The 12,396-nt window shown below is 74.8% G+C and carries 9 protein-coding genes; 1 reads left to right on the top strand and 8 read right to left on the bottom strand.

Translation table 11 applies throughout. From position 1 onward, the window contains the following. Positions 1-124: 124 nt before the first annotated feature. From sucD to JIG38_RS19670, 5 genes are all read right to left on the bottom strand, one after another. Positions 125-1,015, bottom strand: coding sequence for a succinate--CoA ligase subunit alpha (sucD, locus tag JIG38_RS19690; RefSeq protein ID WP_199425334.1), 891 nt, complete (start codon positions 1,013-1,015; stop codon positions 125-127). Between the two features lie 33 nt (positions 1,016-1,048). Next, the gene (sucC, locus tag JIG38_RS19685; protein ID WP_199425333.1) at positions 1,049-2,221 is read right to left on the bottom strand and encodes an ADP-forming succinate--CoA ligase subunit beta; all 1,173 of its coding nucleotides are present in this window, start codon (positions 2,219-2,221) and stop codon (positions 1,049-1,051) included. 167 nt (positions 2,222-2,388) lie between these two features. Beyond that, positions 2,389-3,948, bottom strand: a complete 1,560-nt coding sequence (locus tag JIG38_RS19680) for an OmpA family protein (RefSeq protein WP_199425332.1) — start codon at positions 3,946-3,948, stop codon at positions 2,389-2,391. 138 nt (positions 3,949-4,086) lie between these two features. Further along, the gene (pcrA, locus tag JIG38_RS19675) at positions 4,087-6,651 is read right to left on the bottom strand and encodes a DNA helicase PcrA (protein ID WP_199425331.1); all 2,565 of its coding nucleotides are present in this window, start codon (positions 6,649-6,651) and stop codon (positions 4,087-4,089) included. A gap of 65 nt (positions 6,652-6,716) precedes the next feature. After that, a complete protein-coding gene (locus tag JIG38_RS19670) occupies positions 6,717-7,883 on the bottom strand; it encodes a hypothetical protein (RefSeq protein WP_199425330.1) in 1,167 nt (388 codons plus the stop codon). Positions 7,884-7,965: 82 nt separating this feature from the next. Between JIG38_RS19670 and JIG38_RS19665 the strand changes: the two genes are divergently transcribed. After that, a complete protein-coding gene (locus tag JIG38_RS19665; protein WP_199425329.1) occupies positions 7,966-8,418 on the top strand; it encodes a DUF3995 domain-containing protein in 453 nt (150 codons plus the stop codon). 108 nt (positions 8,419-8,526) lie between these two features. Here JIG38_RS19665 and JIG38_RS19660 read toward each other — a convergent pair whose 3' ends face one another. The 3 genes from JIG38_RS19660 to JIG38_RS19650 form a co-directional block, all read right to left on the bottom strand. Further along, a complete protein-coding gene (locus JIG38_RS19660; RefSeq protein ID WP_199425328.1) occupies positions 8,527-10,098 on the bottom strand; it encodes a methyl-accepting chemotaxis protein in 1,572 nt (523 codons plus the stop codon). A 141-nt stretch (positions 10,099-10,239) separates the two neighbouring features. Beyond that, positions 10,240-10,932 carry a LuxR C-terminal-related transcriptional regulator gene (locus tag JIG38_RS19655; protein WP_199425327.1) on the bottom strand — a complete coding sequence of 231 codons (693 nt, stop codon included), beginning with the start codon at positions 10,930-10,932 and terminating at the stop codon, positions 10,240-10,242. Beyond that, positions 10,929-12,182 carry an ATP-binding protein gene (locus tag JIG38_RS19650; RefSeq protein ID WP_199425326.1) on the bottom strand — a complete coding sequence of 418 codons (1,254 nt, stop codon included), beginning with the start codon at positions 12,180-12,182 and terminating at the stop codon, positions 10,929-10,931. Before JIG38_RS19650 ends, JIG38_RS19655 begins: the two co-directional genes overlap by 4 nt. Positions 12,183-12,396: the final 214 nt, after the last annotated feature.

The following is a 12,396-nucleotide window of genomic DNA, read 5'->3' as shown; positions in this document are numbered from 1 at the left end:
GGGGTCGCGGGAGCCGCCCCCGCCGCGGGGGGTCGCGGCGCGGGTGGTCGGCTCACCGCTCCATCGTCCCTGCTCGACGCCCGCCCGGGGCGACCCCGGGCGGGCGTGTCGGCGTCCGCCGGTCTCAGGCCGAGAGGATCTCGCGCATGAGCGCGGCGGTCTCGCTGGGCGTCCTGCCCACGCGGACGCCGGCGGCCTCGAGAGCCTCCTGCTTCGCCTGCGCGGTGCCGGACGAGCCGGACACGATGGCGCCCGCGTGGCCCATCGTCTTGCCCTCGGGCGCCGTGAAGCCCGCGACGTAGCCCACGACGGGCTTCGTGACGTTCTCCTTGATGAAGGCCGCCGCGCGCTCCTCGGCGTCGCCGCCGATCTCGCCGATCATGACGATGGCCGCGGTCTCGGGGTCCGCCTCGAACGCCGCGAGGGCGTCGATGTGCGTGGTGCCGATGATCGGGTCGCCGCCGATGCCGATGGCCGTCGAGAACCCGAAGTCCCGCAGCTCGTACATCATCTGGTACGTCAGCGTGCCGGACTTCGAGACGAGGCCGACCTTGCCGGGGCCCGTGATGTCGGCCGGGATGATCCCGACGTTCGACTTCCCGGGGCTGATGAGGCCCGGGCAGTTCGGGCCGATGAGCCGGACGCCCTTGGCCTGCGCGGCCGTGAAGAACTCCGCGGTGTCGTCCACCGGGACGCCCTCGGTGATGATGACGACGAGCGGCACGCCCGCGTCGACGGCCTCGAGCACGGCCGCCTTGGTGTGCGCCGGCGGCACGAAGATCACGGACACGTCGGCGCCCGTGGCCTCGACCGCCTCGACGACCGAGCCGAACACGGGGACCGACGTCGTGCCCTCGCCGACGGCGAAGTCGACGCTCGTGCCGGCCTTGCGCGGGTTGACGCCGCCGACGACGGCGGTGCCCGAGGCGAGCATGCGCGTCGTGTGCTTCTGCCCCTCGGAGCCGGTCATGCCCTGGACGATGACCTTGGAGGCCTCAGTCAGGAAGATCGCCATGGTTCTCTTCTTCTCTTCTCAGGTCTCGGGTGGTCAGGCGGCGGCGTGGGCGAGCTCGGCAGCCTTGTCGGCGCCGCCGTCCATCGTGTCGGCGAGCGTCACGAGCGGGTGCGCGGCCTCCGCGAGGATGCGGCGGCCCTCGACGACGTTGTTGCCGTCGAGGCGCACGACGAGCGGCTTGGTCGCGTGGTCGCCGAGGATCTCGAGGGCCTTGACGATGCCGGTCGCGACGGCGTCGCACGCCGTGATGCCGCCGAAGACGTTGACGAACACGGCCTTGACCTGCGGGTCCGACAGGATGATGTCGAGCCCGGCAGCCATGACCTCGGCCGAGGCGCCGCCGCCGATGTCCAGGAAGTTGGCGGGCCTGACGCCCCCGTGGGCCTCGCCCGCGTACGCGACGACGTCGAGCGTGCTCATGACCAGCCCCGCGCCGTTGCCGATGATGCCCACCGAGCCGTCGAGCTTGACGTAGTTGAGGTCGGCCTCCTTGGCGCGCGCCTCCAAGGGGTCCGCCGCGGCGGCGTCCTCGAGCTCGGCGTGGTCCGGGTGGCGGAAGTCCGCGTTGGCGTCGAGCGTGACCTTGCCGTCGAGGGCCACGATCCGGCCGTCCTCGGTGCGCACGAGCGGGTTCACCTCGACGAGCGTGGCGTCCTCGTTCTTGTAGACGCCCCACAGCTTCTGAATGACGTCGGCGACCTGCGGCGCGACGTCGGCCGCGAAGCCCGCGGCCGCGACGATCTCCTGGGCCTTGGCCTCGTCGATGCCGACGAGCGGGTCGACCGCGACGCGCGCGAGGGCCTCGGGGCGCTCGACCGCGAGCTGCTCGATCTCCATGCCGCCCTCGACGCTCGCCATGGCGAGGTACCGGCGCTCGGCCCGGTCGAGGAGCACCGAGAAGTAGTACTCCTCGGCGATCTTCGCGCCCTGGGCGACCATGAGCGTCCGGACGACGTGGCCCTTGATGTCGAGGCCGAGGATCTCCTCGGCGCGCTGCGCCGCCTCCTCGGGCGAGTGCGCGAGCTTGACGCCGCCGGCCTTGCCGCGGCCGCCCGTCTTCACCTGCGCCTTGACGACGACCGTCCCGCCGCCGAGCCGCTCCGCGGCGGCGCGGGCCTCCTCGGGGGTCCGGGCGACGATGCCGCCCAGCACGGGGACGCCGTGCTTCTCGAAGACATCGCGTGCCTGATACTCGTACAGGTCCACCCTGCGCCCGCTTTCCGTCGTGAGTCGTCCGCGCCGGGCGGGGCCCCGCGCGCTCCGGTCGATGCTAGCCGCGCGCCGGAGATCTCTTCACATCGAGAGATCGCCCGGGTCGGCCGCGGTCCGGCGACCGGCGCACCGGCGCCGGCCGCGCGACGGGTGGGCCGCGGTCAGCCGTCGACGACCGGGACGTCCGTGAGCCGGAAGGGCACGCCGACGTCGACGCCGCCGAACGCCTCGAGGTGGCGACGGGCGACCTCCACGGTCACGGTCTCGGTGCCCGGGTCCGGCCACATGACGCCCACGACGCGCGTCGAGCCCGGGGCGATGCCGACGATGACGCGGTCGGCCATCGGCTCGCGGACCTGGTTCTCGGCGTCCCGCACGTAGTCCAGGGGGTAGAGGCGGGAGGTCCCGACCGGGATCGTGAGGTTGGTCGCGGCGAACTGGAGCGACGCGTCGAACTCGCCGCGCGTGTCCCAGGCCCCTGACGCGAAGGACGACACGGCCAGCGCGTCGGAGCCGGTGTTGGTGACCTCGAGCGCGCCGACGACGAACGGGCCGCGGCGCCGCACCTCGGCCAGCCGGACGTCGAACATGGCCGTGCCGTCCTGCACGGAGACCCCCTCGGGGCCCGGTCCGCTCGGGCCCTCCGGGGCGGGAAGAGGTGCGTCCTCGTCCCCCGGGTCGGACACCGCCTCCGTCGGCGACGGCGGGACCAGGACCAGCTCGACGCGGCGGTTGGCCGCGCGAGCCTCCGGGCTCGTCCCCGGCACCGCCGGCTCGCTCTCGCCCTTCCCGGACACCGTGACGTCGAAGGCGCCGAGGTCGACCAGCCCGGCCAGCCGGTCGGCGACCGTCTGCGCGCGGCGCTGCGAGAGGTCCAGGTTGTAGGCGTCGTCGAGCACGTCGTCGGTGTGGCCGACGACGTCCAGCGCGCCGCCCTCGTAGGCCGTGAGCTGCTGGCCGACCGCCACGAGCGCGGCCTCGGCGTCGGGGCCGAGCTGGTCGGAGTCGACCGCGAACAGCACGTCCGAGGCGATGGCGACCTGGACCTGCTCGGGCGTGACGCGCGCGGTCACCTGACCGCCCACGAGCTCGGTGAAGCTCTCGAGGGCGATGACGGGCGCCTCGGCCACGGGGTCCTCGACGAGCTCGTCCGGCGGGACGGTGAGCGCGCCGGCCTCGTCCTCGTCCACGACGGGCACGTCGGCGGCGAGGCCACCCTGCGTCAGCAGCACGTCGACGGTGTCGCCCGACGGCACGGCGAACGCCGCGTACGCGATCGCGACGTCCTCGCCGGCCGTCTCCCGGTCGGCGTCCGTCGCGGGCCCGCCGGGGCTGCCGTTGCGTGTGGTGACGGTCTTGCCCTCGGCCGTGCGGGCGACCGTGAGCACGGTCCGCTCGCCGTGGTCGACGACGCGCACGCCGTTCGGGCCCGGGCTCGAGCCGCTCTCGTAGACCTCCCAGAACGCCATCTGCAGCAGGACGGGGTTGTCGGTCGGCGCGGCGAGGCGCAGGACGGCGACGTCGCCGTGCCGCACGAGCGGCCCGACCTCGAGGTCGACCTCCTCGCCCTCGAGCACGGTGCTGACCACGACCGGCTCGACGGCGGGCGCGGCGGGCTCGGCGCTCCCCGACCCGCTCGACGCGGACGAGGCCGTCGGCGTCGGCTCGGCGTCGGCTGCGGTGCACCCTGCGAGCGCGGCCGTCACGGCGAGGGCGAGCACGCACCAACGCGTCCGCGCGCCCCATGTCCGGCCCCGCTGTGCCTCGCCCTGCCGACCGCGCGTCATCCGTCCGCCCCCCGTGGCTCGTCCCGCGCCCGGCGGCGCGACGCGCGATCGTAGCGACCCCGAGCCGCGCGACTAGAGCTTGGTCACCGGCGAGTACCGCAGCAGGAGGCGCTTGACGCCGTCGGCACCGAAGTCGATCTTGGCGACGGCGTTGTTCCCCGCTCCCTCGACCGCGACGACGGTGCCCATCCCGTACGAGTCGTGGGTGACCTTGTCGCCGATCGCGAGGCTCGGCACGTCGCCCTTCGGCGCGCCCGAGCCGAAGCTGGGGGACGACGGCGGCGAGGGCGGCACGCGCCGCGTCTGGACCTTGCCGCTGCCGTAGACGGTCCCGCCGTCGTCGTCCGACCGGCGGCGCGTCCCCTGCCCACCCTGGCCGCCCCAGGCCGACGCGCCGCTCCCCCAGCCGCTCCCGCCCCGCCGCAGTGCGGCCATGCTCGACTCCTTGCGCCGCCAGTCGACGAGGTCCTCGGGGACGTCGTCGAGGAAGCGGCTCGCAGGGAACTCGTTGGGCACGCCCCACGCCGTGCGCACGGCCGCGCGCGAGATGTACAGACGCTGCCGCGCGCGCGTCAGCCCGACGTAGGCGAGCCGGCGCTCCTCGGCCAGCTGGTCCGGGTCGGCGAGCGAGCGCATGTGCGGGAACGTGCCGTCCTCCCAGCCCGTGACGAACACGACCGGGAACTCGAGCCCCTTCGCCGTGTGCAGCGTCATGAGGGTGACGACGCCCTGCGCCGGCCCGCCGTTCTCGCCGTCGTCGGCCGGGATCTGATCGGAGTCCGCGACGAGCGAGACGCGCTCGAGGAAGTCGGTGAGGTCGCCGTCGGGCTCGGCCTGCTCGAACTCCGTCGCGACGGCGTGCAGCTCGGCGAGGTTCTCGACGCGCGACTGGTCCTGCGGGTCGTCGCTGCCGCGCAGCTCGGCGAGGTAGCCCGTGCGGTCGAGCACCGCGCCGAGCACCTCGGCGGGTCCGGCCGACGCCGCGAGCTCGCGCAGCTCGGACATCATCTGCGCGAAGGCGCGCAGGCCCGTGACCGCGCGGGTGCCCACCCCCGGCGCCTCCTCGGCCCGCTCGAGCGCGGCGCCGAACGAGATGCGCTCGCGCTCGGCGAACGCCGCGACCATCGCCTCAGACCGGTCGCCCAGTCCGCGCTTGGGCACGTTGAGCACGCGGCGCACGTTGACGTCGTCGTCCGGGTTGGCGAGCGCGCGCAGGTACGCGACCGCGTCCTTGATCTCGCGGCGCTCGTAGAAGCGCGTCCCGCCGACCACCTTGTACGGCAGGCCGACGCGGATGAGCACCTCCTCGAGCGCACGCGACTGCGCGTTGGTCCGGTAGAACACGGCGACGTCGCCCGGGCGCACGCCGTCGGAGTCGCCGAGGCGGTCGATCTCCTCGGCGACGAACCGCGCCTCCTCGTGCTCGTTGTCCGCGACGTACCCGACGATCTGCGGGCCGGCGCCCGAGTCCGTCCACAGCCGCTTCGGCTTGCGGCCGGGGTTGCGCGAGATGACGGCGTTCGCGGCCGAGAGGATGGTCTGGGTCGAGCGGTAGTTCTGCTCGAGCAGGATGGTGCGGGCGTCCGGGTAGTCGGCCTCGAACTCGAGGATGTTGCGGATCGTCGCGCCGCGGAACGCGTAGATCGACTGGTCCGCGTCGCCGACGACCGTGAGCTCGCCCGGCCCCAGCCCCTCGGAGGGCCGGCTCAGCTCGCGCACCAGCACGTACTGCGCGTGGTTGGTGTCCTGGTACTCGTCGACGAGGATCTGGCGGAACCGGCGCCGGTAGTGCTCGGCCACGTCCGGGAAGCCCTGGAGCAGGGTCACCGTGGTCATGATGAGGTCGTCGAAGTCGAGGGCGTGCGCCTGGCGCAGGCGCGCCTGGTACCGGCCGTAGACCGCGGCGAGCGCCTCGTCGAACTGGTTGGCCTCGCCCGACGCCGCACCCGACGACGCCGCGTAGGTCTCCGGGCCGACGAGCTCGTCCTTGAGGTTCGAGATCTTCGAGGAGAGCGCCTTCGCGGGGTACTTCTTCGGGTCCAGGTCGAGCTCGCGCGCGACCATCGTGAGCAGGCGCTGCGAGTCCGCCGCGTCGTAGATCGAGAACGACGACCGCAGGCCGAGCGTCGCGTGCTCCTTGCGCAGGATGCGCACGCACGCCGAGTGGAACGTCGAGACCCACATCGCGCGGGCCGGCGGGCCGACGAGCTGCTCGACGCGCTCGCGCATCTCGGCGGCGGCCTTGTTGGTGAACGTGATCGCGAGGACCTCGGACGGGCGCACGCGCCGCGTCGCGAGCTGGTGGCCGATCCGGTGCGTGAGCACGCGCGTCTTGCCCGAGCCGGCACCCGCGACGATGAGCAGCGGCGAGCCCGTGTGCAGCACCGCCTCGCGCTGCTCGGGGTTGAGCCCGACGAGCAGCGCGTCCGCGCGCTCCCGGTCCTGCGCGCGCCGCTCCTCCTCGCGCGCGCGGCGCTCGGCCGCGAACGCGCCCTCGTGCGCGGGGGTGCCCACGGCGTCGTCGGCGGCCGGACGGTCCTCGCGGGGCGCGACGACGCGCGGCAGCGCGGTCTCGGTGCGGGCCTTGTCGGAGCGCTGGAGCCCGGGCAGCGGCAGGTCGGAGAAGAGGGTGTTCATCGCACCCCCAGGGTAGGCGCGCCCACCCACACCCACGTCCGCCGGGTGCCCGGCCGCCCGGACGTCTACCAGTCGCGCACGGCGTCCACGGCGTCGAGCAGCGCCACCCGCTCGGCCGTGAGGTCGCGACCGAGCTCGGCCTCCGCCTCGCTGACCACGGCGTCGAGCGCGACCAGGAGGTCCTCCCGCTCCTCGGTCTCGATGAAGGCGGTCCTGGCGCTGAGCCGGTTGAAGGCGGTCCCGTACTCGTGACCGATCCGGGCGAGCTCTCCGCTCACCGCGTCCGGCGGGACGTCCCGGAGAACCGTCAGGACCGCCTGCCGGGTCCGGCGGAACTGCGCGACGGACCTCGTGTATGACGCCCTGCTGATCAGCTCGCGACCGTCCCAGCCCCGCAGCGGGTTGCTGCGGTTCTCCGCCACCCACTCCGGCGTCCGCGCTCCGGTGACCGAGAGCTCGGTACCGTGCGCCACCTCGGCTCGCCATCGCCGGCGCGTGGCGGCGGCGTACTCGGACGGCACGTCATGCAGGGTCAGCGCCTCGAGGTGCGGGAGCGCGGTCGGGTCGAGCACCTCGTCGGCCGCCATGCCGAACAGGCCGTCGACGTGCACCTCCCGCAGGCCGGTCAGCCGGTTCAGCGAGCCGGCGTGCGCGAGGAGCCCGAGCCGTCCCCAGAGCATCAGTGCCCGGAGATCCGGGAAGCCGGCGACCACCACGTCGCAGTCCAGGGTGTCGACGTCCACGACGATCAGCGTGCGGATGTCCTTCCGCGGCGCGACGCCTCCCACGCGAGAGGCCTCCTCCCCGGACAGCCGCAGCGTCTGCGGGTCGTCGTGCGAGGAGCGGTCGCCCGCGTCCCACCGCCTCTGGTGCGCCAGCTGGTCCCCCAGGTGCCAGCCCCGGCCGTAGTCCCGCGACCGCTCGCGGTGGAGCAGCGGCAGCCGACCGATGACGCGGTACCCACGCGGCAGGAGCCACGGGAAGTTCGCGTGCGAGAGCTGCCCTCCCCAGGCGTGATGCGTCAGGACGAGGGGTCGGACGCCGTCGAGGTCGGCGAGCGTCGGCGGCTCGGCGCCCGACCAGTCGAGCTCCAGGACGCCTGCCTGCTTCCCGCGGACGTCGAGGTCCGTGATCTGCGCGGCGGTCCATGCCCCGAGCGCGTCGGAGTACGTCGTCACGACGTCCCCTGCGGCCAGGGGCCGCGGCGGTGCGGGCTGCTTCCGGACGATCATGCGGGCATCGTATGAGCGCGGCCGTGCGGGCGGTCGCGCTCCTACGATGCCCCGGCGCGCCCGCGACGACTACCCTGCGGCCATGATCACCGGCTCGTCCGCCACCCGTGTGCTGCCGCGCGTCGGCTCCGCAGTGCTCGCCGCCGCCGCGGCCCTGCACGCCGTGTGGGCCGCCGGCTCCGCGTGGCCGGCGCGGGACCGGCGCGAGCTCGCCAACCTCGTCGCCGGCACGGACGAGTTCCCGGGACCCGTGCCGTGCATCGCGGTCGCGGGCGCACTGACTCTCGCGGCCGCACTCGTGACGTCCGAGGCCGGGGGCGCCCGCGGCCGCGCGGCCCGGGCGGCCCTCACTGTGGGGTTCGCGGTCCGCGGGGTCGCCGGCGCGGCCGGAGCCACGCGCGTGCTGGTCCCGTGGACGCCGTCGGACCGGTTCGTGGCGATGGACCGCCGGTTCTACGGTCCGCTCTGCCTCGTCATCGCGGCCCTCGTCGCCGCGGGCTTGCCCGGCCGGGGGTCGGACCGCCCCGCGTCCTGACGGCGCACGGGTCGCGCGCCGCCCCGCGACGGCGACGCCCGCGACGCCCGGCCGCGAGGACCGGACGCCGGGGCGGCCGCGGGACGTCGCTGGGCGGCGCGGCAGGCCTCAGACCATGACGTGCTCGCGCAGGCTGCGCGACGTCGCCGCGAGCTCGCGCGCCGCCTCGCGGATCTCGTCGAGCTCGCTCGACGTGCGCCGGGTGGACGCGTCGACCGCGTCGAGCGCGCCCGCGATCCCGCGCCCGCCGTCGGCGGCCTGCGCGACCGTGGCCGCCATCGCCGTCGTCGTGGCGGTCTGCTCCTCGACCGCGCCCGCGATCGTGGTCTGGAAGTCGTTGATCCGGCCGATGATGCCGCTGATCCGCGTGATCTCCTCGGCCGCCCGCGTGACGGCGACCTGGATCGCGTCGACCTGCGCCGAGATGTCGCCGGTCGCGCGCGCGGTCTCCTGCGCGAGCTCCTTGACCTCGCCCGCGACCACAGCGAAGCCCTTGCCCGCGTCGCCCGCCCGCGCCGCCTCGATCGTCGCGTTGAGCGCGAGCAGGTTGGTCTGCTCCGCGATCGCGGTGATGACCTTGACCACGGACCCGATCTGCGTCGAGGACTCGCCGAGCTCGGCGACCGTCCGGTTGGTCGCCTCGGCGGCCTCGACGGCCTCCTCGGCGATGCGCGCGACGGCGTGCGCGTTCTGCGCGATCTCGCCGATCGACGCGCCCATCTGGTGCGTGCCCGCGGCGACCGCGTCGATCCCCGTGCTGACCTCCTGCGCGGCGCGGCTCACGGACGCGGTCTGCCGCGTCGTGCGCTCGGCCTCGCCCGCGAGCCCGTCGCTCGTCTCCACCAGCCGGGTGGCGGCGTCGTCGAGCCGGCCCACGGCCGCCGAGACGCCGTCGGCCACCGCGGCCGACCGGTCGAGCGTGCCGTTGAGGGCGACCGCGAGCCGCTCGAGCTCGGTGCGGCCCCGGCCCTCGGGCAGGCGCGTCGAGACGTCGCCGCTGCTGAGGACGTCCGTCGCCTGGCGGATGGGTCGCACGATGCTGCGCCCGACGGCGAACGCGACGGCGCCGCCCACGAGGACCACGACGAGGCCCGACAGGACCAGGCGTCCGGCCTCCGCGAGCGCGACGGAGCGCACGTCGTCGACGTACACGCCCGAGCCCACGACCCAGCCCCACGGCTCGAACCCGGCGACGTAGGAGACCTTGGGCTGGGGCGCCTCGGCGCCCGGCTTCGGCCACTGGTACTCGACGAAGCCCGCGCCGTCCGCCGCCACGACGTCGACCATCTCGACGAACAGGTGCTTGCCGTCGGGGTCGGCGTTCTCGGTGAGATCGGTGCCGTCGAGCTCGGGCTTCATGGGGTGCATGACCATGGTCGGGCCCATGTCGTTGATCCAGAAGTACTCCTCGCCCGAGTACCGCAGCGCGCGCACCGCGGCGACGGCGGCGTCCTGCGCCTCCTCGAGCGACAGGTCACCGGCCTCCTCGAGGGCGCCGTAGTGGGCGATCGTGCCCAGCGCGGTCTCGACGACGGCGCGCGTCGCCGCCTGCCGCTCGGCCATGATGCGGCGCTCGACCTGGCCCGAGGCCAGCACGACGAGGACACCCATGCCGAGCGCGAGCACGGCGACCATCGCGACGAGGCGCGCGGTCACGGACAGGGAGGACAGTCGCTTCACGGGGGGCTCCAGGCAGATCGGTTGCCCGTCCATCGACGTCCGCCGCGCCCTCGTGAGACCTAGGTCCCGTCGTGCCCCCCGTCACGACGGGGTTTCACCCGCCGTCGAGACGCCGGGGACGGGCCTGCCGCCACCCACCCGTCAGAGCAGCCGCCGCGCGGCCGCCCACCGCGTGAGCTCGTGGCGCGAGGAGAGCTGGAGCTTGCGCAGCACCGCGGACACGTGGGTCTCGACGGTCTTGATCGAGATGAACAGCTCCGACGCCACCTCGCGGTAGCTGTAGCCGCGCGCGATGAGGCGCATGACCTCGCGCTCGCGCGCGCTCAGGCGGTCGAGCTCGTCGTCGCCCGTCGCGACGTCGCCCGCGGCGGTGCCGAACGCGTCCAGCACGAAGCCCGCCAGCCGCGGGGAGAAGACGGCGTCCCCGCCCGCGACCCGGCGCACCGCGTCGGAGAGGTCCGGGCCGGTGATGGCCTTGGTGACGTAGCCCCGCGCGCCGGCGCGGATGACGGCGACGACGTCCTCGGACGCGTCGGAGACCGACAGCGCGAGGAACCGGGTGGTGCCGAGCAGGTCCTGGCACGCCGTGATGACCTCGGCGCCCCCGCCCCCGTTGCCGCCGGGCAGGTGCACGTCGAGCAGGACGACGGGCGGCTGGAGCGTGCGCACGGCCGCGACCGCACCCTCGACGTCCTCCGCCTCGCCGACCACGCGGATCGACGCGTCGAGCGACGCCCGCACCCCCGCGCGGAACATGAGGTGGTCGTCCACCAGGACGACGTCGTACGTGGCCCCGGGCGCCCCCGGGGACGCCGCACCGCTGGGCTGGCTCATCGCTGCTCCTCCTCGACCGGCAGGCACAGGTGCACCTCGGTGCCCCGCCCCGGCTTGCTCTCGACGGTCGCGGTGCCGCCGCGGCGGCGCACCCGGCCGATGATCGACTCCCGGACGCCGAACCGGTCCCCCGGCACGTCCGCGAGCGTGAACCCGTCGCCGCGGTCCCGCACGAACACCTCGACCTGCCCCTCGCCCACCTCGAGGTACAGCGACACGGGCGGTCGCCCGTGCACGACGGCGTTCACCAGGGCCTCGCGCGTCGCCTGCAGCAGGGCCTCGGTCGCCTCGTCGGGCACGCAGTCCCCCACGACGACGGTCTCGACCGCGGCGCCGCGCCCGTCCTCGACCTCGCCCACGACGCGGCGCAGGTCCGCGGCGAGCGACGTTCCCGGCACCTTGCGGTCGTCGTAGAGCCACTCGCGCAGCTCGCGCTCCTGCGCGCGGGCGAGGCGGGCGACGTCGTCGGGGTGGTCGGCGCGCGCGCGGATGAGGGCGAGCGTCTGCAGCACCGAGTCGTGCAGGTGCGCGGCGATGTCGGCGCGCTCGGACTCGCGTGCCCGCGCGGCGCGCTCGTCGCCCAGCTCGCGGACCAGGCGCAGCCACCACGGCGCGAGGACGAGCGCCGCGCCGGCGAGCACGGCGACGGCGGCGACGGCGGAGCGCACGAGCGCGTCGACGGGCTCGTCCTGCCCGACGAGGAGGAACACGCCGGCGCCGGCGAGCACGGTGCCGCCGAGGAGCCGGACGACGCTCACGGGCGTGCGGCCGCCCGCATGGGAGAGGAAGCGGCCGCGCTGGACCGCGTCGAGCTGGCTCCAGGCCAGCGCGGTCCCGCCGAGCAGGATGAGCGTCGGGAACACCCACGTCGACTCGGGCGTCACGCCCGAGCGCATCGCGACGAGCAGCGCCGCCGCGAGGAGGAGCAGCACGCCCACGCCGATGTCGGTGAGCGGTATCCGCCGCCCCGGCTCGCGCAGCCGCGGGGCCAGGCGCGTCATGACGGCCGGTCGCTCGTCCGCGGCGGCGACGACGGGGTCGCCCACGGGCACCATGACCCAGAACCAGACGTAGAGGATCGGGCCCGCGGCGACGAGCGGCACGAGCAGCACCATCACGACCCGCACGACGCCCACCGGCACGCCCAGGTGCGCCGCGAGCCCCGCGCACACGCCGCCGACGACGCGGCCCGTGGGGGGCCGTCGCAGCGGGAGGCGGCCGGTCGGGCGCGCCGTCGTCGTGGTCGTCACGGGAGCATCGTCACACGTCAGCGAACGCGCGACGGCGCCTTCGGGGCCCTCGCGGGCAGAGTTCGGGGTCAGGCTCCGGGTCGGGACCCGGGGTGGGTCAGGGTGGGCCCTGGCCGGTTCAGGGTCCGCTCAGGGCGGGCCCCGATACCCCGGCGCGCGCGCCGCGACCAGCATGGTGGTCATGAACGAGACGACCCCGCCCGCCGCACCCACC

Source organism: Actinotalea solisilvae (genome assembly GCF_016464425.1).
Taxonomy (GTDB): domain Bacteria; phylum Actinomycetota; class Actinomycetes; order Actinomycetales; family Cellulomonadaceae; genus Actinotalea; species Actinotalea solisilvae.
Note: the sequence above shows the minus strand (reverse complement) of the source record. Positions and strands in the feature narration are given on the sequence as shown.